Raw genomic sequence first — 20642 nt, 5'->3', positions numbered from 1 at the left:
GATGGCTCTCCTCCAGAGGTGCGGGACGGCACTGCTGCGACGCGCAACCGCTGAGCGCGCGCTCAGGCCCATGCTACTTGCGAGTAACAGTGCTGCCCACCCCTGGGCGGGGGAGCGGCGAAGGTCACATCGGGTTCAGATGTTACCGCCGGTTACCCGAAGCCGCCCCGGAGACGTGACGAAGGGCGCGACCAGCCGAGACGAACCGCGCGACCAGCCGGAACGAGCCCGCCCTCCGGCAGGGCGCTCAGGGGGCGGTCGCGGTGGACCCGCGCGGAACCAGCACCGGCGTGGCCACCGGACGGGACTCCCCGCCCCCACCGATCACCTCGAACAAGGTCCGCGCCACCTCCGCCCCGAACCCGTACACGTCATGACTCATCGCGGACAGCGTCGGCCGCGTCAGCCGGCACAACTGCGAGTCGTCCCAGGCCAGCAACGACACCTCCTCCGGCACCCGCACCCCCATCTCGGCCGCCACCGACAGCCCGGCCACCGCCATGATGTCGTTGTCGTAGACGATCGCCGTGGGCCGGTCGTCCCCCGCCCCGGCCAGCAGCGACCGCGTCGCCCGGGCCCCCGCGTCCCCCGAGAAGTCGGTGGCCACCTGCCGGGCACCCGCCAGCCGCAACTCCTGGGCCACCTGGTCGAACGCGGCCGTGCGGATCGCCGTGTGCCCCAGCGCGGCAGCGCCCCCCACCCGCGCGATCCGCCGGTGCCCGAGAGCCGCCAGATACCGCAGCGCCTCCGCCACGGCGGTCGCGTCGTCCGTCCACACCGAGGTCAGGCCGCCGGTCAGCGACGGATGCCCGACGGCCACCACCGGCATCCCCAGCCGACCCGCCGCGGCCACTCTCGGATCGTCCGCGCGGAAGTCCACGAGAATCGACCCGCTGACCTGCCGCCCGCGCCACCACGCGTCCTGGACCCCCACCTCCTCGTCCACGGTGCGCACCAGCCGCAGCAGCAGCGCGCAGGACCGCTCGGTCAGCACGCTCTCCACCCCGGAGACGAACTCCATGTAGAACGGCTCCAGCCCGAGCAGCTTCGCGGGCCGGCAGACCGCGAGCCCCACCACGTCCACCCGCCGGCTCGACAGCGACCGGGCCGCCAGGTTCGGCGCCCACCCCAGCTCCCGGGCGGCCGCGAAGATGCGGTCCCGGGTGGCGTCCGCCAGCCCCGGCTTCCGGTTGAACGCCAGCGACACCGCCCCCTTGGACACCCCGGCGCGGGCGGCGACGTCCTTGATGGTCACGCGGGGGGTGGTCATCGGTGGGGCTCCAGGCAGTACAGGGCCGCCCGGGCGGCGTCCGGATCGGGAGTCTCCCAGCCGTCGACCCCGATGGTCACCCGTTCCCCGGGAAGCAGGGTGACGAGCCCCCGGTCCGCCCGCGCCCGCGGGTCCAGCCGGTCGGCCTGCAGCAGCAGGTCCCGTACGAGGGTGCGGGCCGTCACCGTGACCGAGCCCGGCGCGGCGGTCACCTCGAACTCCGGCCGGGGGTAGGGGATGTCGCGGTCGGGGCAGGGGAAGCGAAGGGCCCGTAGTCCGTCCGCGTCCGCGACGAGGAACTCCTTCGGCCCGGCGGGCTCCAGCTCCTCCGGCACGTCGACCCGGGCCACCGTCCGTCCGGCGGCCGCGAACCCGGCGTCCGCCTCCCCGAGCACCGCCCCGTCGACCGACATCCGCCGCAGCCGCACGGAGCCCGTCCACCCTTCGGCCGTCTGGTTGACCACGGCCAGCGTTCCGGCCGAGAGCGTCAGCAGCCGGTCCGCGTACAGCCGTCGCAGCTCGTGGTAGAGCGGCTTCTCCCGGCCGTCCCCGTCGATCGCCGCCCAGGAGGTCACCGGCCAGCAGTCGTTGAGCTGCCACACGATCGTGCCCGCGCACACCGGCCAGTGCGACCGCCAGTGCTCGATCCCGGCGGCGACCGCCCGCGCCTGGTTGACCTGCGTCAGATAGTGCCAGCGGTCGAAGTCCCCCTCGGGCAGGGCGAAGTGACGCGCGAGGCCGCGCTCCAGCTTCCCGTTGCCGTCCTCGGCCTTCTGGTGGTGCAGCATGCCGGGGGAGTCGGGCGCCGGCTCCTCACCCGGCAGCGCCCGCCGCAGCGTCGCGTACGCGGGCGGTGCCTGCCAGCCGAACTCGGCCACGAAGCGCGGCACGTTCGCCCGGTACTCCGCGTAGTCCTCCCGGTTCCACACCTCCCAGGAGTGGTGCGTGCCGTGCGCGGGGTCGTTCGGATGCCGGTCCCAGGACCCCGACCACGGGCTGCCCGCCGTGTACGGCCGCGTCGGGTCGCACTCCGCGACGACCCGCGGCAGCAGCCCCAGGTAGTACCCCTCACCCCACGACTCCCCGGCCAGCCGTTCCTCCCAGCCCCAGTCCCGGAAGCCCCACAGGTTCTCGTTGTTGCCGTTCCACAGCACCAGCGACGGATGCGGCATCAGCCGGACGACGTTCTCCCGCGCCTCGGCCTCCACCTCGCCCCGCAGCGGCTGCTCCTCCGGGTAGGCCGCGCACGCGAACGGGAAGTCCTGCCACACCAGCAGGCCCAGCTCGTCGCAGACGTCGTAGAAGTCCTCGCTCTCGTAGATCCCGCCGCCCCAGATCCGTACGAGGTCGACCCCGGCCCCGGCCGCCCGGGTGAGCCGCGCGCGGTACCGCTCCGGCGTGATCCGGGACGGGAACACGTCGTCCGGGATCCAGTTGACCCCGCGCGCGAACAGCCGCTCCCCGTTGACGACGAGGGTGAACCCGGTGCCGTGCTCATCGGTGCTCCGGTCCAGCTCCACGCTCCGGAACCCGACCCGCCGCCGCCACAGGTCGAGTGCGGCGCTCTCGCTGTGCAGCGTCACCTCCACGTCGTACAGCGGCTGTTCGCCGTACCCGCGGGGCCACCACCGCTCGACGCCCGGGACCTCCAGCCGTACGGCCCCGCTCGTCCCCTCGACCTCCGCGACCGCGCTGACCCCGCCCACCCGGGCCTCGATCCGCAGCCCTGCCTCCACGGCCGTCCGCTCCACGTCGACGAGGAGTTCCACGTGCCCGGTCGTGCCGTCGACGGTCACCAGCGGCCGTACGCGCGCGATCCGGGCCGTCGACCATCTCTCCAGCCGGACGGGCCGCCAGATCCCGGCCGTCACCAGCGTCGGCCCCCAGTCCCAGCCGAAGGAGCAGGCCATCTTCCGGATGTACTGGAAGGGTTCGGGATAGGCGTTCGGCCGCTCGCCGAGCCGCTCGCGCACCGCCTCCGCCTCGGTGTACGCGGAGGCGAAGCGCACGGAGAGCCGGCCGCTCAGACCGGTGACGTCGAAGCGGTACGAGCGGTGCATGTTCCGCACGGACCCGAGGACCCGGCCGTCGAGCAGGATCTCGGCGGCGGTGTCGAGCCCGTCGAAGACCAGGTCGGTCCGGTCGTGCCCGCCGGGCGCGCCGACGCCGGGCAGCTCCACCTCGTACGTCCACTCCCGGCGGCCCACCCAGGCCACCTCGGTCTCGTTCCGCCCGAGGAAGGGGTCCGGGATCAGCCCCGCCGCCAGCAGATCGGTGTGCACGCACCCGGGCACCCCGGCCGGAAGGGACTCCCCCTCGTGGCGCAGGATCCAGCCCTCGGTGAGCGGTGTGGCGTCCAGCATGCGCACTCCTAAACCGGTCCAGTCGGCTGCCCGGCACCGTCGCGAAACTATTTCGACAGCCTTGGCGGAATAGGGACTTTACCGGTTCAGTAACGGGCTGCCAGAGTGCCGAACCAGCCAACCCACCCGTGCTCGTCCGTCCCGAACGGAGCTGGTGCACATGAACCACCGAAGGACTCTCACCGGAACACTGGTCGCCGCCGCCCTCCTGGCCTCGGGCTGCACCGGCGGCGGAGGCAGCTCCAAGGGCGCCGACGCCGAGGCCGCCGAGGACCCGGCTCAGGTCTCCGGAACCATCACGGTGCTCACCCACCGGACCGACATCGTGCAGGACGGCACGATGCAGAAGTACGCCGACGCCTTCAACAAGACCTATCCCAAGGTGAAGGTGAAGTTCGACGCGATCACCGACTACGAGTCCGAAGTCAAGATCCGCATGAACACGGAGAACTACGGCGACGTCCTCATGATCCCGGCCGTCGTCAAGAAGAACGACTACCCCAAGTTCTTCGCCTCGCTCGGCACCCGCGACAAGCTCGCCCAGAAGTACCGCTTCACCGGCTTCACCACCGTGGACGGCAAGGTCTACGGGCAGAGCCCGATGGGCGCGGCACCCGGATTCCTCTACAACAAACGGATCTGGGCCGAGGCCGGCGTCACCGACTGGCCCACCACCCCCGCGGAGTTCCTCTCCGCGCTCAAGGCCATCAAGTCCAAGACGGACGCCATCCCGTACTACACCAACTTCGCCGCCCAGTGGCCGCTGAGCCAGTGGACCGGCGTGAACGGCTCGGTCAGCTGCGACACCGGCGCCACCACCCGGCTCGCCGAGGGCGACCCCTGGGGCGAGAAGGGTGAACTGCGTGTCGCCGACCGGCTGTTGTACGACATCGTGCACCAGGGCCTGATCGAGAAGGACCCGACCACCACCAACTGGGAGAACTCCAAGCCCCGGCTGGCCAAGGGCGAGATCGCCACGGCCTGGCTCGGCAGCTGGGCGATCAGCCAGTTCCAGCAGGCCGCGGAGAAGGCCGGGGCCGACCCCGACGACATCGGGTTCATGCCGTTCCCCTACCGCGTCGACGGCAAGGCCTGCGCGACCGTGAACCCCGACTACAACCAGGCCGTCAACATCCACTCCGACCACAAGGAGGCGGCCCGCGCCTGGATCGACTGGTTCACCGACAAGTCGGGCTACGCGGACGACAACCTCTCCATCTCCACGCTCAAGAAGGCCCCCCTGCCGGAGGTGCTGAAGCCCTACGAGGAGCAGGGCGTCGAACTCCTCGAACTCGACGACGCCGACGGCGGAAAGGTCAAGGAGATCGACAGCGCCTCGGAGGTCGGCATCAACGCGCCCGCCTACCGCCAGGACCTGGTCGACCTCGCCCGCGGCGCCAAGAAGGGCAGTCTGGACGACTTCCTCGCTGACCTCAGCGACCGCTGGACCGAGGCGCAGAAGACCGTGGGGTCCTGATGCCCCCCGCGCCCACGACGGACCCCTCACGCGCGGTGCGGAAGGCGGCGCGGCCCTCCACGGCCGCGCCCCGGCCCCCCGTGCCCAGGCGCGCCCCTCGCGGGGTGCGCCTGTGGCGCGGGCTCACCCCCTGGCTCTTCCTGGCCGCCCCGCTGGCCCTGCTGATCACCTTCACCTATGCGCCCGTCGCCAACATGCTGGCGTACAGCTTCACCGACTGGGACGGCGTCAGCCCCGAACTGAACTACACAGGCGCCGACAACTACGTCGAGATCTTCACCCGCCCCGAGCTGTTCCAGGTCTTCTTCGTCAGCGGCTACTACCTCGTCGCGTCGGCGGTACAGATCGTGCTCGCCCTCTACTTCGCCACGGTCCTCAGCTTCAACCTCCGCTTCCGGAACCTCTTCAAGGGCGTCCTGTTCTTCCCGTACCTGATCAACGGGGTCGCGATCGGGTTCGTCTTCCTCTACTTCTTCCAGGACGGCGGCACCCTCGACTCGGTCCTGGCGCTCTTCGGCCACACGTCCGACCGCGCCTGGCTCGGCACGGAGACGTCCGCGAACGTCTCCCTCGCGAGCGTCTCCGTCTGGCGCTACATGGGCCTGAACTTCGTGCTCTTCCTCGGCGCGATCCAGTCGATCCCGGGGGAGCTGTACGAGGCCGCCGAACTCGACGGCGCGAACCGCTGGCACCGGTTCCGGTACATCATCGCGCCCGGCATCCGCCCGGTGCTGAGCCTGAGCGTCATCCTCTCGGTCTCCGGCTCCCTGTCGGTCTTCGAGATCCCGTACATCATGACCGGCGGCGCCACCGGCACCGAGACGTTCGTGATCCAGACGGTGAAGCTCGCGTTCCAGTTCAACAGGACGGGCCTCGCGTCCGCCGCCGCGGTCGTCCTGCTGCTGATCATCCTGGCGGTGACGTGGCTGCAGCGCCGGCTGGTCCCCGACGACAGGGTGGACCTCGTATGACGGCTCAGTCGACACCGGCCCCGGTGAGCCGCGGGCGCGCTGCCCGCACCCTCACCTACCTGTCCCTGGCCGGCGCGTCGGTCGTGGTCCTGCTGCCGCTCGTGGCGGTCCTGCTGACCTCGCTCAAGACCGAGCGGCAGATGGCCGAGGACAGCGGCGCGCTCACGCTGCCCGACAGCTTCCTCAACCTCGACAACTACGCGACGGCCTTCCGCGACGGCGAGATGCTCGCCGCCTTCGGCAACACGGCCCTGATCCTGCTCGTCGCCGTCACCGGCACGGTCGTCATCGGCTCGATGGCGGCCTACGCGATCGACCGCTTCACCTTCCGCTTCCGCAAGCTGGTGGTCGCCCTGTTCCTGGTCGCCACCCTGGTCCCCGGCGTCACCACCCAGGTCGCGACCTTCCAGATCGTCGACAGCTTCGGCATGTTCGACACCCTCTGGGCCCCGATCGCCCTGTACATGGGCACCGACATCGTCTCGATCTACATCTTCCTGCAGTTCGTACGGTCGATCCCGGTCTCCCTGGACGAGGCCGCCCGCCTGGACGGCGCCAACCACTTCACGATCTACCGGAAGATCATCTTTCCGCTCCTGAAACCCGCGATCGCCACGGTCGTCATCGTCAAGGGGATCACCGTCTACAACGACTTCTACATCCCCTTCCTCTACATGCCCTCCGACGACCTGGGGGTGATCTCCACGTCCCTCTTCCGCTTCAAGGGTCCCTTCGGCGCCCACTGGGAGACGATCTCGGCCGGAGCGGTCCTGGTGATCCTGCCGACCCTGCTCGCCTTCCTGCTGCTGCAGAGGTTCATCTACAACGGCTTCATGCGGGGCGCCACGAAGTAGGCCCCTGGGCGGGGGAGCGAGGCTCCCCCGCCGCAGCGGCAGGCCCTATGCGTCCTTCGCCACCGCGGACATCGCGCCCACCAGCACCGGCGTCACCAGTTCCACCTGCCAGGCCCGCGCCCCGTGGCCCGCGAGCACCGCGCTCACCGCCTCCGCGTCCAGCGACCTCGGCGGTTCCCAGCACAGCCGCCGGACCGTGTCCGGGGTGATCAGGTTCTCCTGCGGCATGTTGAGCTGCTCGGCCAGCGCGGACACCCCGGCCCGCGCGGCGGACAGTCGGGCCGCCGCCGCGGGATCCTTGTCGGCCCACGCCTTCGGCGGGGGCGGCCCGGTCACGGGCTGCCCGTGCGCCGGCAGCGCCGAGTCCGGCAGCGCCCTGGCCCGGTCGACCGCCGCCTGCCACTGCTCCAGCTGACGCCGGCCCATCCGGTGCCCGAAGCCGTTCAGCGCGGCCAGTGCGGTGGCGTTCACCGGCAGGGCCAGGGACGCCTCGACGATCGCCGCGTCGCTCAGCACCTTGCCGGGGGAGACGTCCCGGCGCTGCGCGATCCGGTCCCGCGCCTCCCACATCTCCCGCACGACCGCCATCTGCCGCCGCCGGCGCACCTTGTGCATCCCGGACGTACGCCGCCACGGGTCCTTGCGGGGTTCCGCGGGCGGCGCGGAGGCGATCGCGTCGAACTCCTGGCGGGCCCACTCCAGCTTCCCCTGCCGGTCCAGCTCCTTCTCCAGGGCGTCCCGCAGGTCCACGAGGAGTTCCACGTCGAGCGCGGCGTAGCGCAGCCACGGCTCGGGCAGCGGACGGGTCGACCAGTCGACGGCGGAGTGGCCCTTCTCCAGGACGTAGCCGAGGACGCCCTCGACCATCGCGCCGAGGCCGACCCGGGGGAAGCCGGCGAGCCGCCCGGCCAGCTCGGTGTCGAAGATCCGCGTCGGGACCATGTCTATCTCGCGCAGACACGGCAGGTCCTGGGTGGCCGCGTGGAGCACCCACTCCACGCCGGAGAGCGCCTCGCCGAGGCCGGAGAGGTCGGGGCAGGCCACGGGGTCGATGAGCGCGGTGCCCGCGCCCTCGCGGCGCAACTGCACCAGATAGGCGCGCTGACCGTAGCGGTAACCGGACGCGCGTTCGGCGTCCACGGCGACGGGGCCGGTGCCGGCGGCGAAGGCGGCGATCACCGCGGCGAGCGAGTCCTCGTCCGCGATGACGGCCGGAATGCCCTCCCGGGGCTCCAGCAAAGGGATCGGCGCCCCCGCTTCAGAAGATCCGCCGTCGTCCGGAGGGGCGCCTCCGGTGGTTCGCAGGGTCCTGTCTGCTGCGGTCTCTTGGGCGTCGGTCACCTGTCAAGGGTATCCGTGTATGGACAAGGCCCGCCGACGGAACGTTCCGCCGACGGGCCATCCAGGGGCGTAAACCAGTCACGTATCACACGTGTCAGTGAATATGTCCGGCGAACCCGGAGGAGTCGGACATCGATCGCGGATTTCGGCCCTTTCCTGGCGCCGTGTCCTCGGTGTCCGGCCGCCGTGCCCCCGGTGTCAGTGGATGATCCCGGTGCGCAGGGCCACCGCCACCATCCCGGCGCGGTCGCCGGTGCCCAGCTTGCGCGCGATTCGGGCCAAGTGGCTCTTGACCGTGAGTGCGGACAGGCCCATGGAGACGCCGATCGCCTTGTTCGACTGCCCCTCCGCGACCAGGCGCAGCACCTCGACCTCGCGGCCCGACAGCTCCCGGTAGCCGCCCGGGTGGCTCGGGGCTCCCGGGGGGCGGCGGTGCATACGGGCGGCGGAGCCGAGGGGGGCGGCCCCCGGGCGGGTGGGCAGTCCGATGTTGGTGCGGGTGCCGGTGACGACGTATCCCTTCACACCGCCCGCGAGGGCGTTGCGTACGGCGCCGATGTCGTCGGCGGCGGAGAGGGCGAGGCCGTTGGGCCACCCCGCCGCGCGGGTCTCGGAGAGGAGGGTGAGGCCGGAACCGTCCGGCAGGTGAACGTCCGCGACGCAGATGTCGCGGGGGTTGCCGACGCGGGGACGGGCCTCGGCGATGGACGAGGCCTCGATGACATCGCGGACCCCGAGGGCCCACAGGTGCCGGGTGACGGTGGACCGGACGCGCGGATCGGCCACCACCACCATCGCGGTCGGCTTGTTCGGACGGTAGGCGACCAGGCTTGCGGGCTGCTCAAGGAGAACGGACACCAGGCCTCCTGGGGGTGCGGGGCGGGGGGCTGATTCGCCGGGCTCGTGGGGTCGAAGCCGGGACGAACCGTGCTTTCAAGGTCACAGAGGTCTTCGGCACCAAACCTCTGCTCCTTTAGAGAATGATCACGATTTAGTGAGTAACAATCCGTGCAATTCGGACACGTCTTCGATCATTCGAAGACCGAACGGTGTCGCTTCACGTCGATACGAGGCCGAAAGTGGCCGTATCGACAAAGTGATGAGGGTGGCCGGTGTGATGGTCGGGATGGTTGCTCGCACACAAAAAGGGACCGTGCTCCGTGGAGCACGGTCCTGAGGGCCGGAGGGGCCGGTGGGAAGGCCGGCGGGGAGGTCAGCGGGTCTGCGGGCCCCGCCGTTGCGGCAGCGTCACCACCGCCGCGTCCCCGGGGTCGACCGCCGGGGGCAGCCCCGCGATCTGGCCCAGCAGATCGCACCACGAGGCGAGATGCGCGGCGGTGTCGGGCACGCCGCCCAGCACCTCGCGCGGGGTCCACGAGGCGCGGATCTCGATCTGCGAGGCGGCCGGCCGCGCCGCCAGCCCGCCGAAGTAGTGCGAACTCGCCCGCGTCACCGTCCCGCTCGGCTCCCCGTACGACAGGCCCCGGGCCTGCAGCGCCCCGGTCAGCCACGACCAGCAGACCTCCGGCAGCAGCGGGTCCGCCGCCATCTCGGGCTCCAGCTCCGCCCGGACGAGTGTCACCAGCCGGAAGGTGCCCTGCCAGGCGTCGTGCCCGTCGGGGTCGTGCAGCAGCACGAGACGGCCGTCGGCGAGGTCCTCGTCCCCCTCGACCACCGCGGCCTCCAGGGCGTACGCGTACGGGGCGAGCCGCTGCGGCGGTTTGGTCGACTCGATCTCGATCTCCGGCCGCAGCCGTGTGGCCCCCAGCGCTTCGACGGCCGAGCGGAACGGAGCCGGTGCCGTCCTGCCTGCATCGCGCTCCCCCTCCTTCGCGTCGTCCATCCCGCCAGCGCCGTCCGACAGTCGTCCCTGAGCCGCAGCCATGCCGGAACAGTAAGGGGAACCGGGCCCCGGCGCAGGGCAAGACACCCGTGCGCTGGGTCACTGTCGCATCGCGCTCAGCGAACGCGGGCCGCGCCACGGGCGGTGAGCCGCGGCCGGAGGAGCGGGCCTCCCGCCCCTCTCCGGCCCCGGCCGTCGGCGTCGGTGAGCCGTGGGAGACTTTGCCTCGTGAGTGCCAACGCCAGCCCCTCGGGCCACCAGCCGACCGCCACCCGCGCCGCCGTCCAGAACTCGGCCTTCCTGAAGGCGTGCAGGCGTGAGCCCGTGCCGCACACGCCGGTGTGGTTCATGCGGCAGGCCGGGCGTTCGCTCCCCGAGTACCTGAAGGTGCGCCAGGGCATCGGGATGCTGGACTCGTGCATGCGGCCGGAGCTGGTCACCGAGATCACCCTCCAGCCGGTGCGCCGGCACCACGTGGACGCGGCGATCTACTTCAGCGACATCGTCGTCCCCCTCAAGGCCATCGGTGTCGACCTCGACATCAAGCCCGGGGTCGGCCCGGTCGTCGAGAAGCCGATCCGCAGCCGCGCCGACCTCGCGCAGCTCCGCGACCTGACCCCCGAGGACGTCTCCTACGTCACCGAGGCGATCGGGATGCTCACCGCCGAGCTGGGGGAGATCCCCCTCATCGGTTTCGCCGGCGCCCCCTTCACCCTCGCCAGCTACCTCGTGGAGGGCGGCCCGTCCCGCACCTACGAGAACGCCAAGGCGATGATGTACGGCGACCCGGAGCTGTGGGCCGACCTGCTCGACCGCCTCGCCGGGATCACCTCCGCGTTCCTCCGGGTCCAGATCGAGGCGGGCGCCTCGGCCGTCCAGCTGTTCGACTCCTGGGCGGGCGCCCTCGCCCCGGCGGACTACCGCCGCTCGGTGCTCCCCGCCTCCGCGAAGGTCTTCGACGCCGTCGCCGGGTACGGCGTGCCGCGCATCCACTTCGGTGTCGGCACCGGTGAGCTGCTGGGCCTCATGGGCGAGGCCGGCGCGGACGTCGTCGGCGTCGACTGGCGCGTCCCGCTCGACGAGGCCGCCCGCCGCGTCGGCCCCGGCAAGGCACTCCAGGGGAACCTGGACCCGACCGTCCTGTTCGCCGGCACCGAGGCCGTGGAGGCCAAGACCCGCGAGGTCCTCGACGCCGCCGCCGGCCTGGAGGGGCACGTCTTCAACCTCGGGCACGGCGTCATGCCCAGCACGGACCCGGACTCCCTGACCCGCCTCGTGGAGTACGTCCACACGCGCACGGCGCGGTAGTACGCCCGACTCACCAGCCGGGCCGCGCCCGTCTGCCGAACAGCAGACCGCGCGGCTCGGGCGGGGGCGGGGTGCCGGGGCGCAGCGGCCAGGCCAGCAGCATGCCGGCCACGAAACCGACCAGATGGGCCGCGTACGCCACCGTGCCGACGTCCAGGGCGTCCTCGCCGGAGGAGTTGAACGCCTGGAGCACGAACCAGAAGCCCAGCACCAGCCAGGCGGGCAGTCTCAGCGGCAGGAAGACCAGGAAGGGCACGAGGACCCAGACCCTGGCCCTCGGGTAGAGGACGAGGTACGCGCCGAGGACACCGGCGATCGCGCCGGACGCGCCGATCAGCGGGTCGGTGGAGTCGGCGTTGACGAAGGCGTAGCCGTACGACGCGGCGTAGCCGCAGGCCACGTAGAACAGGGCGAACCGTACGCGGCCGAGCCGGTCCTCGATGGTGGTGCCGAAGATCAGCAGGAAGAGCATGTTGCCCAGCAGGTGCAGCCAGCCCGCGTGCAGGAACAGTGCCGTCAGGACGGACAGCGCGGGCGACTTGTCGTAGCCCGGCGGGCCCAGCGCGCAGCCGCCCGACGGGGCGAGTGCGCCGGTGGGGACGAGTTGCGGCAGCTGTTGGCGGATCAACTCCGACGGCACGGCCGCGTACTGCTCCAGGAACGCCTGGGTGTGGCACAGCCGGGACAGTGCGCCGTCGCCCGGCGCGGAACCGGCCAGACCCGGCATGAAGACGAAGACGAAGACGTTCGCGGCGATCAGTGCGTAGGTCACGTAGGGCGTGCGGCTCACGGGGTTCACGTCGTGCACGGGGATGACCACACCAGAACTTCTGCCCGGGATGAGGGGCAGGAATCAGCGCCCGCGGCGGCGGTGCGGGCCCCGGCTCCGCCGCTGGTGAACGTACGGGGCGGGTGGTGCGTATGACTCCTCAACCGCGGATCTACGTGAGGAACAGGCGATGAACGACCGAGTTGTCCCGGCGATGCACGCCACCCCCGATGGTGAGGCCGAGATCTCGCTGGTGGTGCGGCTGCCCTGGGAGGACGTCGCCGCGCTCGGCCAGGAGGCCGGGCGGCTGGCGGCGCGGATGCAGCGGCCCGTGACCCTGGACGAGGCGGTGAGCCACCGGCTGCGGTCGGCCCGGCCGGCGGCCGCGCACGCGAAGCCGGCTGCGGCGCCGACGGCCCAGCCGGCCGCGGTGACGTCCGCGGCGTCGGTGTCCTCCCTGCCGTCCCGCCCCCCGACGGAGCAGGCCCGACAGGCCATCGACCGCATCACCGGCACATCGGCCGTCTGACGAACCCACGCCGAGCTCCCGGACTCGCGCCGGGCTTCTGGTCCCGCGCCCGGCCGTCCGGGCACGCTCCGGCGTTTCCGGGCATGTGCCGGGCCGCCCGGACTCGCGCCGAGCCTCCTGGGCAGGTGCCGGGCTCCCGAACACACCGGCCTTCCGGGCACGCTTCGGGCTGCCTCGCACGTGCCGGGCCTCACGGGCACGCTCCGGGCTTCCAGGGACGCTCCGGGCTCGGGCACGTGTCGGGCCTCACGGGCACACCCCGGCCTCCCCGGGGCTCGGCCCGGACCGGCTGGGTGCCGGGCTCTCAGGCACGCGCCGGGCTCCCGGGGACGCGCCGGGCTCCCGGGGACGCGCCGGGCTCGGGCGTGCCTCTTGGCCTCCCCGGGGCTCGGTCCGGACCGGATAGGCACCGGGCTCTCGGGCACGCTCGGGGCTCCCGGGGACGCGCCGGGCCCCGGACACGCGCCGGGCTCCCCGGCGTGCCCCGGGCTCGGGCACCGCTCCGGGCCTCTCGGACATGCTCCGGGCTTGGGCCGGAGCGGCTAGGCGCCGGCCGATCTGACCGCTGCCGTCGCCTTTCTCGCCGCCACCAGGACCGGGTCCCAGACCGGGGAGAAGGGCGGGGCGTAGCCGAGGTCCAGGGCGGTCATCTGTTCCACCGTCATTCCCGCGGTGAGGGCCACCGCCGCGATGTCGACGCGCTTGCCCGCGCCCTCCCGGCCGACGATCTGGACGCCGAGGAGCCGGCCGGTGCGGCGTTCGGCGAGCATCTTCACCGTCATCGGGGCCGCGCCGGGGTAGTACCCGGCGCGGCTCGTCGACTCGACGGTGACCGTGACGTACTGGAGGCCCGCCCGGTCGGCGTCCTTCTCGCGCAGACCGGTGCGGGCGATCTCCAGGTCGCAGACCTTGCTGACGGCGGTGCCGACGACACCCGGGAAGGTGGCGTACCCGCCGCCGGCGTTGGCGCCGATGATCTGCCCGTGCTTGTTGGCGTGGGTGCCGAGCGGGATGTGCCGCAGGCTGCCGGAGACCAGGTCGAGGACCTCGACGCAGTCGCCGCCGGCCCAGATGTTCTCGTGGCCCCTCACCCGCATGGCCAGGTCGGTCAGCAGGCCCCCGTGGTCGCCCACGGGCAGCCCCGCCGCCCGTGCGAGCGTGGTCTCCGGGCGTACGCCGATGCCCAGGACCACCACGTCCGCCGGGTACTCGGCGTCCTTCGTCGCGACCGCGCGGACCCGGCCGTCGGCGCCGGTGCGCAGGGCGGTGACCTCGGCGTCGTCGACCATCGTGATGCCGAGGCCCGTCATGGCCCTGTGCACCAGCCGGCCCATGTCCGGGTCGAGGGTGGACATGGGCTCGCCGCCCCGGTTGACGACCGTGACCTCGTACCCCCGGTTGATGAGCGCCTCGGCCATCTCCACGCCGATGTAGCCCGCGCCGACGACCACGGCCCGGCGGCCCCCGGTGGCGGCCAGGGTGTCCAGGAGGGCCTGGCCGTCGTCCAGGGTCTGCACGCCGTGCACCCCGGGGGCGTCGACGCCGGGCAGGTCCGGGCGGATCGGCCGGGCGCCGGTGGCGATGACGAGCTTGTCGTACGAGGTCCAGGACTCGGTGCCCGCGTCGAGGTCCCGCGCGCGCACGCGGGCGCCCTCGACATCGATCTCCACGACCTCCGTGCGCATCCGCAGATCGATGTGGCGCGCCCGGTGCTCCTCGGGCGAGCGGGCGACGAGCCGATCGCGTTCGGGGACGTCGCCGCCCACCCAGTAGGGGATGCCGCACGCCGAGAACGAGGTGAAGTGGCCCCGCTCGAACGCCACGATCTCCAGCTCCTCGGGCCCCCGCAGCCGGCGGGCCTGCGACGCGGCGGACATGCCCGCCGCGTCGCCGCCGACGACCACCAGGCGTTCCCGTGAACGTTCTTCAGTACGGCTCATGTTCATGGGCACACGCTACGGCGGCCCGGTGTCCCGGTTCCGCGTCACTCCCGCTCCGACCGCTCCTCCCGCTCCGACGGCTCCTCCCGCTCCTCCAGGACGGGAGCGACGGCCGCGGCGGCCGTCGCCGGGGCGGGCCGGCGGGTGCGGGTCAGGCGCAGCCACAGGAACACCACGACCGCGGTGACCACCGCGAAGGGGAGGATCGCGGCGAGCGCCATCGCCAGCCAGCGGAACACGGCGACGAACGCGTTCCAGCCGCCCGCCAGCGCGTCCACGAAGCCCGGCTCGTCGTCGGCCTTGTCGGCCTTCTTCACCGCGGTCTCGGACAGCGACAGCGTGATCGTGGCGAGGCTCGCACGGTCCTTCAGGGACTTCTGCTGGGCCAGCAGGGACTCCAGGTCGGCCTGCCGGCTGCTCAGCTCGCCCTCCAGGGTGACCACGTCACTGAGCTTGCCCGCCCGGTCCATCAGCTCACGGATCCGGGCCACGCTCGCCCGCTGCGTCTTGATCCGGCTGTCCACGTCGACGACCTGGTCGGTGACGTCCTCGGCCTTCTCCTTGCGTGCGATCAGCTTGCCGGTGCCCTCCAGGTCGCCGAGGACCTGCTCGTACTTGTCCGACGGCACCCGCAGGACGACCCGGGTGCGTTCCCGGTCCTCGCCGTCCAGGGTCGTGGACTCGCTGCCCACGAAACCGCCCACGCTCTCCACGGCGGTCCGGGCCTCGTCCAGGGCCTTCGGCACGTCCTTGACCCGTACGGTCAGCGAGGCGGTGCGGATGATGTGGCTGGGCGCGATCTTGACCGGTGCGTCGGCGGCGCCCTGCTCGCTGTAGCCGCTGCCGCTCTCGTCGTTCAGGGCTCCCTCCTGCCGGGCGGCGGACTTGTTCGACTTGGAGGTGTCGGATGCCGAATCGAGGGAGCCGCCGCCGTCCCGGGGGTCGGAGCAGCCCGCGAGCGCCAGGGCTCCCGTGAGGAACAGCGCGGCGAGAGCCCCTGCGGGCCGCCGGGAACGTCGTACGTGTGCGTGGGCCATTGCGGCGTACCCCCCGAGGGTCGTGGCAGGCGTGGGTCCGCCCGCACTGCTGACGACCCTTCGACGCCCGAGGGGGCCGGAACGTTGGCGGCCGCCGGTCCCGAAGCGGTCACGGTCGGGACTCGGCGGGGCCACGGGGACGGCCGGGTCCGGGACGGGCCGGGGCCGGGACCGGCGTCATGACGGTCCGTGAGGTCTGAGAGGCTGGAGCCATGAGCGGATCAGGTACGGACGCCGGGCGCGGCGCCGGGCACGTCGTCGTCATCGGGGCCGGCATCGCGGGGCTCGCCGCCGCGCACAGGCTGGTGGACCGGGGCGCGCGAGTGACCGTCCTGGAGGCCGCGGACCGCGTCGGCGGCAAGCTGCTGCCCGGCGAGATCGCGGGCGCGCGCGTCGACCTCGGCGCCGAGTCGATGCTCGCCCGCCGCCCCGAGGCGGTCGCCCTCGCGCGCGAGGTGGGTCTCGCCGACCGGCTCCGGCCGCCGGCCACCGCCACGGCCTCCCTGTGGACCCGGGGCGCCCTGAGGCCCATGCCCAAGGGCCATGTCATGGGGGTCCCCGGCACCGCGTCCGCGCTCGCGGGGGTCCTGTCCGACGAGGGCCTGGCCCGGATCGAGCGCGACGCCGACCTGCCGCGCACCGAGGTCGGCGACGACGTGGCGGTGGGGGAGTACGTGGCGGCCCGCCTCGGCCGCGAGGTCGTCGACCGTCTGGTGGAACCCCTGCTCGGCGGTGTCTACGCGGGCGACGCGTACCGCATCTCGATGCGTTCGGCCGTGCCGCAGCTCTTCCAGGCGGCGCTGACCCACACCTCCCTCACCGAGGCCGTCCGGGGCATCCAGGAGCGCGCGGCGGCCGCCGGGCAGACCGGGCCGGTGTTCATGGGCATCGAGGGCGGGATCGGCCGGCTGCCGCTCGCGGTGGCCGAGTCGGTGCGGGCCCGCGGCGCCGAGATCCGTACCCGCACGTCCGTCACCGGACTGCGCCGGGAGGCTCCCGGCGGCTGGCGTGTCGTCACCGGCGGTACGGGCGGCGGGGAGGAGCGTGTCCTGCGCGCCGACGCCGTGGTCCTGGCCGTCCCCGCCCCGGTCGCCGCCGCCCTCCTGCGCGCCGAGGCCCCCGGCGCCGCGGCCGAGCTGGCGGGTGTGGAGTACGCCTCGATGGCCCTGGTCACCCTCGCCTACCGCCGGGCCGGACTCACCCTGCCCGAGGGCAGCGGCTTCCTGGTGCCGCCGGTCGACGGCCGCACGATCAAGGCGTCGACGTTCTCCTCCCGCAAGTGGGGCTGGCTCGCCGAGGAGAACCCGGACCTGCTGATCCTGCGCACCTCGGTCGGCCGGTACGGCGAGACGGCGATCCTGGACCACGACGACGCCCACCTCGTGGACGTGTCGCGGACCGACCTGCGCGAGGCCACCGGCCTGACCGCCGCCCCGGTCGAGACCCGCGTCACCCGCTGGGACGACGGCCTGCCCCAGTACCCGGTCGGCCACCACGCGCGCGTGACCCGCGTCCGCGAGTACCTGAGCAAGCTGCCGGGCCTCGCGGTCTGCGGAGCGGCGTACGACGGTGTCGGCATCCCCGCCTGCGTCGCGAGCGCCACCGCGGCCGTCGACGAGATCCACGGCGACCTGCGCGCGCTGCGGGATCTCACCGCCGACCCGGTGCAGAGCCTCCACGGCGGAGCGGGAGAATAGGAGCCATGAGCGACGTCGCCCCCACCCCCGAGACCGGCCGGATCCCGAACAAGGGCAAGCTGGCCAAGGACCTCAACGAGGTCATCCGCTACACCCTGTGGTCCGTCTTCCGGCTGAAGGACGTGCTGCCGGAGGACCGCGCCGGTTACGCCGACGAGGTCCAGGAGCTGTTCGACCAGCTCGCCGCGAAGGACGTGACCGTCCGCGGCACCTACGACGTGTCGGGCCTGCGGGCGGACGCCGACCTCATGATCTGGTGGCACGCCGAGACCAGCGACCAGCTCCAGGAGGCGTACAACCTCTTCCGCCGCACCCGGCTGGGCCGCGCGCTCGCCCCGGTGTGGTCGAACATGGCGCTGCACCGCCCCGCCGAGTTCAACCGTTCGCACATCCCGGCGTTCCTCGCCGACGAGACGCCCCGCGACTACGTCAGCGTCTACCCCTTCGTGCGCTCCTACGACTGGTACCTGCTGCCCGACGAGGACCGCCGCCGCATGCTCGCCGACCACGGCAAGATGGCCCGCGGCTACCCGGACGTCCGGGCCAACACCGTCGCGTCGTTCTCGCTGGGCGACTACGAGTGGATCCTCGCCTTCGAGGCCGACGAGCTGTACCGCATCGTCGACCTCATGCGGCACCTGCGCGCCTCCGAGGCCCGCATGCACGTCCGCGAGGAGGTGCCGTTCTACACGGGCCGCCGCAGGTCGGTCGCCGAACTGGTCGCGGGTCTGGCCTAGCCCCGGGCGGGGGCTGGCTCCGGGCGCGGTGCGCAGGCCGCGCGCCGCTCCGGCAGCCGCCCCTCCAGCAGGTACGCCTCCAGGTGGCCGTTGACGCAACGGTTGGCCCCCCAGCCGACCCCGTGGTTGCCGGCGTCCCGCTCGGTCACCAGTACCGACCCCCACAGCCGCCGGTGCAGGGCGATCGCCCCTTCGTACGGTGCGGCCGCGTCCCGCTCGGCCGCCAGGATCAGCGTGGGCGGCAGCTCACCGGGACCGGTCCGCACGTCGAGCGGCCGCTGACGCGGACCCGTCCAGTACGCGCACGGCAGGTTCGCCCACACGTTGTCCCACGTCTCGAAGGGCGCGGTGCGCGCCAGCCGCGTGTTGTCGCGGTCCCAGACCCGCCACTCGGTGGGCCAGGGGCCGTCGTTGCACTCGACGGCCGTGTAGACGGCGCTCGCGTTCTCCTGCTCGACGGCCGCCTCCTCCGGGGACGGACCGGCGATCTGCACCAGCGGTTTCGGATCGCCCTTCAGGTAGGCGGACAGGGCCAGGGCACGCTGCGGCCAGTGGTCGTCGTAGTACGCGGCCTGGAGGAACGCCCCGTGCAGCTGTCCCGGCCCCACCCTGCCCCCGGCGGGCCGGGCCGCCAGTCGCGCCGCCGCCCGCTCGTAGCTGCGCAGCACCTTCTCGGGGGTGTCGCCCAGCCCGTACACCGCGTCGTGCCGGGCGGTCCAGGCCCGGAAGTCCGCCCAGCGTCCCTCGAACGCGGCCGACTGGTCGAGGTTGTTGCGGTACCAGATCTGCTCGGGGTCCGGGTTCACCACCGAGTCGAACACCATCCGGCGTACGTGGGAGGGGAACAGGGAGGCGTACAGCGCCCCGAAGTAGGTGCCGTACGACGCTCCCACGAAGGTGAGCCGCGGCTCGCCGAGAGCGGCGCGCAGGACGTCGAGGTCGCGGGCGTTGTTGAGGGAGTGGTAGTGCCGCAGCGCGCTCCCGCCCCGCCGGGCACAGCCGCGCGCGAACGCCTTGGCCCGCGCGACGCGTTCCTTCTTGTACGCCTCCGAGGGGTGCGTCGGCGCCGCCGAGGGCCCCCGGCGCAGTGTCCTCGGGTCCCGGCAGGACAGCGGCGCCGAGCGGCCGACCCCGCGCGGGGCGTACCCGACGAGGTCGTAGGCGGCGCCCAGCCGCTTCCAGTCCGGGAGGAGGCCGAGCAACGGGAAGAACATCCCCGAGGCCCCCGGGCCGCCCGGATTGAACACGAGCGCGCCCTGCCGGGCCACCTTCCTGCCCTGGGCGTCCTTGCCCTTGGCCCGGACCCGGCTGACGGTCAGTGAGATCTGTCTGCCGTCGGGGCGCGCGTAGTCGAGCGGCACCTTCACCGTCCCGCAGCGCACCCCGTCCGGCAGGCCCTCCGCCGCCGGACACGTCCCGAACCGGATGCCCTCGTCCGCGGCCCGCCGTGCCACCGGCCCGGTGAGCGTGTCCGCCGCGACCGCCGGGGGAGCGGCGAGGAGACCGCTCAGCAGCACCGCCGCGACGGTCACATGGAGAACGGCAGCCCGCATGGCGAATCCCTCCGAAGCACGACAGCGTCACAGGGATGTTTGGTGCGGAAGGGGGCGAAAGTAAAGCACCGGCGGACGGTGTCGCCGCCGTGTGCCCCTACGGTGTCACCGCTGTTCGAACGCCGCCCGCAGTTCGGGAGAGCCCACCGCCCCCACACCCCGGACGGCCACCGAGACCAGGTCCGGGACGTCGCCCCCGTTCCGCCCCAGCACCGCGTTGAGCACCCGCGTGCCCTCCGGCGACGCCCACCGCGTGCCCGGCGGCCCCTCGATCCGTGCGATGACCAGGCAGCTGAGCGTCAGCACCAGCGGCAGCGCGAACCACAGCGCCACCAGCGCCCGGTGCTCGGCGAACCCCTGCGAGGGCAGCATCAGCGCCAGCGCCCCGAGGCCGCACACACCGAGCGCGGCCCCCCGTACCTGGGTGACCGCGTCGGCCACGCCCGTGCGTGCGGCGTCCGGTACGGCCAGTCCGGCCGCGACGAGCCGGTCGGAGAGGTGCCGGACGGCCTCGGCGGCCGCGGCGGCCCGGCGTACGGGGGCTATCAGGGACTGTCCGTCCGGGCCTGTCGCGCCGATGACGGCGCGTTCCATCTCGTCCCGGCCCACGGGGTCCACGACGGTCACCCAGCCGGTGTGGGCGAGGAGGAGCCGGCGCTGGCGGGCCATGGCGACGAGGGTGAGGTCGGCGACGCGCGCCGGGCCGCCCGACAGGAACGCCGCCTCGTACAGGGTGAGCCGGTGGCAGTGGTGGACGTGGTCCGCCCGGATGTCGTCGGCTGCGGCGGCCGCCCGCAGCGAGGTCAGGCAGAGTCGGGCACAGGAGACGCCGGCGGCGGCCCAGGCCAGGAGGAGGAAGAGGACCCAGAGCATGGCGTGTTTCTACGGGCCCGCCCGGAGCGGCGGCAGGCGTTGACCGGAATCCTGAGGGAAGGTTCCCGGTCTCGCCCGTT

At 72.8% G+C, this 20642-nt stretch carries 17 protein-coding genes; 7 read left to right on the top strand and 10 right to left on the bottom strand.

The genetic code is table 11. The features are described from left to right. Positions 1-247 precede the first annotated feature (247 nt). Both SCAB_RS09900 and SCAB_RS09895 read right to left on the bottom strand, forming a co-directional pair. Positions 248-1270 (bottom strand): LacI family DNA-binding transcriptional regulator, encoded by a 1023-nt coding sequence (locus SCAB_RS09900; protein ID WP_012999931.1) that lies wholly within the window; start codon positions 1268-1270, stop codon positions 248-250. Then, the gene (locus SCAB_RS09895; RefSeq protein ID WP_012999930.1) at positions 1267-3633 is read right to left on the bottom strand and encodes a glycoside hydrolase family 2 protein; all 2367 of its coding nucleotides are present in this window, start codon (positions 3631-3633) and stop codon (positions 1267-1269) included. The genes SCAB_RS09900 and SCAB_RS09895 overlap by 4 nt, the downstream gene beginning before the upstream one ends. 160 nt (positions 3634-3793) lie before the next feature. On the opposite strand from SCAB_RS09895, the gene SCAB_RS09890 reads away from it, so the two are divergent. Genes SCAB_RS09890 through SCAB_RS09880 form a run of 3 tightly spaced genes read left to right on the top strand, consistent with a single transcriptional unit; the run spans position 3794 to position 6935 of the window. Beyond that, entirely contained in the window at positions 3794-5110 is a 1317-nt protein-coding gene (locus SCAB_RS09890; RefSeq protein ID WP_037724429.1) for an ABC transporter substrate-binding protein, read from the top strand. Next, positions 5110-6081 (top strand): carbohydrate ABC transporter permease, encoded by a 972-nt coding sequence (locus tag SCAB_RS09885; RefSeq protein WP_012999928.1) that lies wholly within the window; start codon positions 5110-5112, stop codon positions 6079-6081. The genes SCAB_RS09890 and SCAB_RS09885 overlap by 1 nt, the downstream gene beginning before the upstream one ends. Next, positions 6078-6935: a carbohydrate ABC transporter permease gene (locus tag SCAB_RS09880; RefSeq protein ID WP_012999927.1), complete on the top strand. Its 858-nt coding sequence runs from the start codon at positions 6078-6080 to the stop codon at positions 6933-6935. The genes SCAB_RS09885 and SCAB_RS09880 overlap by 4 nt, the downstream gene beginning before the upstream one ends. A 45-nt stretch (positions 6936-6980) precedes the next feature. Here the strand turns inward: SCAB_RS09880 and SCAB_RS09875 are convergent, their stop codons facing one another. The 3 genes from SCAB_RS09875 to SCAB_RS09865 all read right to left on the bottom strand — a co-directional run bounded on the left by SCAB_RS09875 (position 6981) and on the right by SCAB_RS09865 (position 10161). Beyond that, the gene (locus tag SCAB_RS09875) at positions 6981-8276 is read right to left on the bottom strand and encodes an HRDC domain-containing protein (RefSeq protein WP_173402854.1); all 1296 of its coding nucleotides are present in this window, start codon (positions 8274-8276) and stop codon (positions 6981-6983) included. A gap of 198 nt (positions 8277-8474) precedes the next feature. Then, positions 8475-9134: a helix-turn-helix transcriptional regulator gene (locus SCAB_RS09870; RefSeq protein WP_037724432.1), complete on the bottom strand. Its 660-nt coding sequence runs from the start codon at positions 9132-9134 to the stop codon at positions 8475-8477. 355 nt (positions 9135-9489) lie between these two features. Beyond that, the gene (locus SCAB_RS09865) at positions 9490-10161 is read right to left on the bottom strand and encodes a DUF3000 domain-containing protein (RefSeq protein WP_078580085.1); all 672 of its coding nucleotides are present in this window, start codon (positions 10159-10161) and stop codon (positions 9490-9492) included. A 186-nt stretch (positions 10162-10347) separates the two neighbouring features. Between SCAB_RS09865 and hemE the strand changes: the two genes are divergently transcribed. Next, positions 10348-11427 carry a uroporphyrinogen decarboxylase gene (hemE, locus tag SCAB_RS09860; protein WP_012999923.1) on the top strand — a complete coding sequence of 360 codons (1080 nt, stop codon included), beginning with the start codon at positions 10348-10350 and terminating at the stop codon, positions 11425-11427. 10 nt (positions 11428-11437) lie between these two features. Here hemE and SCAB_RS09855 read toward each other — a convergent pair whose 3' ends face one another. Beyond that, positions 11438-12247, bottom strand: a complete 810-nt coding sequence (locus tag SCAB_RS09855; protein ID WP_012999922.1) for a rhomboid family intramembrane serine protease — start codon at positions 12245-12247, stop codon at positions 11438-11440. A gap of 139 nt (positions 12248-12386) precedes the next feature. Between SCAB_RS09855 and SCAB_RS09850 the strand changes: the two genes are divergently transcribed. After that, a complete protein-coding gene (locus SCAB_RS09850) occupies positions 12387-12725 on the top strand; it encodes a hypothetical protein (protein WP_012999921.1) in 339 nt (112 codons plus the stop codon). Between the two features lie 542 nt (positions 12726-13267). On the opposite strand, the gene SCAB_RS09845 is transcribed toward SCAB_RS09850, so the two are convergent. Together SCAB_RS09845 and SCAB_RS09840 are read right to left on the bottom strand one after the other, a co-directional pair. Further along, positions 13268-14671, bottom strand: a complete 1404-nt coding sequence (locus tag SCAB_RS09845; RefSeq protein WP_012999920.1) for an FAD-dependent oxidoreductase — start codon at positions 14669-14671, stop codon at positions 13268-13270. A 38-nt stretch (positions 14672-14709) separates the two neighbouring features. Then, complete coding sequence (locus SCAB_RS09840; RefSeq protein ID WP_012999919.1) at positions 14710-15702, bottom strand: DUF4349 domain-containing protein; 993 nt, start codon at positions 15700-15702, stop codon at positions 14710-14712. Between the two features lie 212 nt (positions 15703-15914). Between SCAB_RS09840 and hemG the strand changes: the two genes are divergently transcribed. Both hemG and hemQ read left to right on the top strand, forming a co-directional pair. After that, positions 15915-17399 carry a protoporphyrinogen oxidase gene (gene hemG / locus SCAB_RS09835; protein ID WP_012999918.1) on the top strand — a complete coding sequence of 495 codons (1485 nt, stop codon included), beginning with the start codon at positions 15915-15917 and terminating at the stop codon, positions 17397-17399. 5 nt (positions 17400-17404) lie between these two features. Then, the gene (gene hemQ, locus SCAB_RS09830; RefSeq protein WP_012999917.1) at positions 17405-18136 is read left to right on the top strand and encodes a hydrogen peroxide-dependent heme synthase; all 732 of its coding nucleotides are present in this window, start codon (positions 17405-17407) and stop codon (positions 18134-18136) included. On the opposite strand, the gene SCAB_RS09825 is transcribed toward hemQ, so the two are convergent. Both SCAB_RS09825 and SCAB_RS09820 read right to left on the bottom strand, forming a co-directional pair. Next, entirely contained in the window at positions 18133-19689 is a 1557-nt protein-coding gene (locus tag SCAB_RS09825) for an alpha/beta hydrolase (RefSeq protein ID WP_041669004.1), read from the bottom strand. The genes hemQ and SCAB_RS09825 overlap by 4 nt on opposite strands. Before the next feature lie 105 nt (positions 19690-19794). After that, entirely contained in the window at positions 19795-20562 is a 768-nt protein-coding gene (locus SCAB_RS09820; protein ID WP_012999915.1) for a TIGR04222 domain-containing membrane protein, read from the bottom strand. Positions 20563-20642 lie beyond the last annotated feature (80 nt).

Origin of the sequence: Streptomyces scabiei 87.22 (genome assembly GCF_000091305.1) — a bacterium.
GTDB lineage: Bacteria > Actinomycetota > Actinomycetes > Streptomycetales > Streptomycetaceae > Streptomyces > Streptomyces scabiei.
The sequence above is the reverse complement of the archived record's forward strand: the minus strand, read 5'-3'. Positions and strand labels throughout refer to the sequence as shown.

Bases quoted from the DNA above. Each gene is read 5' to 3' on its own strand.
- SCAB_RS09865 (WP_078580085.1), bottom strand. From the start codon at position 10,161: ATGGCTGCGGCTCAGGGACGACTGTCGGACGGCGCTGGCGGGATGGAC.
- SCAB_RS09840 (WP_012999919.1), bottom strand. From the start codon at position 15,702: ATGGCCCACGCACACGTACGACGTTCCCGGCGGCCCGCAGGGGCTCTC.
- SCAB_RS09890 (WP_037724429.1), top strand. From the start codon at position 3,794: ATGAACCACCGAAGGACTCTCACCGGAACACTGGTCGCCGCCGCCCTC.
- hemQ (WP_012999917.1), top strand. From the start codon at position 17,405: ATGAGCGACGTCGCCCCCACCCCCGAGACCGGCCGGATCCCGAACAAG.
- SCAB_RS09825 (WP_041669004.1), bottom strand. From the start codon at position 19,689: ATGCGGGCTGCCGTTCTCCATGTGACCGTCGCGGCGGTGCTGCTGAGC.
- SCAB_RS09850 (WP_012999921.1), top strand. From the start codon at position 12,387: ATGAACGACCGAGTTGTCCCGGCGATGCACGCCACCCCCGATGGTGAG.
- hemG (WP_012999918.1), top strand. From the start codon at position 15,915: ATGAGCGGATCAGGTACGGACGCCGGGCGCGGCGCCGGGCACGTCGTC.
- SCAB_RS09880 (WP_012999927.1), top strand. From the start codon at position 6,078: ATGACGGCTCAGTCGACACCGGCCCCGGTGAGCCGCGGGCGCGCTGCC.
- SCAB_RS09895 (WP_012999930.1), bottom strand. From the start codon at position 3,633: ATGCTGGACGCCACACCGCTCACCGAGGGCTGGATCCTGCGCCACGAG.
- SCAB_RS09900 (WP_012999931.1), bottom strand. From the start codon at position 1,270: ATGACCACCCCCCGCGTGACCATCAAGGACGTCGCCGCCCGCGCCGGG.
- SCAB_RS09845 (WP_012999920.1), bottom strand. From the start codon at position 14,671: ATGAACATGAGCCGTACTGAAGAACGTTCACGGGAACGCCTGGTGGTC.
- SCAB_RS09820 (WP_012999915.1), bottom strand. From the start codon at position 20,562: ATGCTCTGGGTCCTCTTCCTCCTCCTGGCCTGGGCCGCCGCCGGCGTC.
- SCAB_RS09885 (WP_012999928.1), top strand. From the start codon at position 5,110: ATGCCCCCCGCGCCCACGACGGACCCCTCACGCGCGGTGCGGAAGGCG.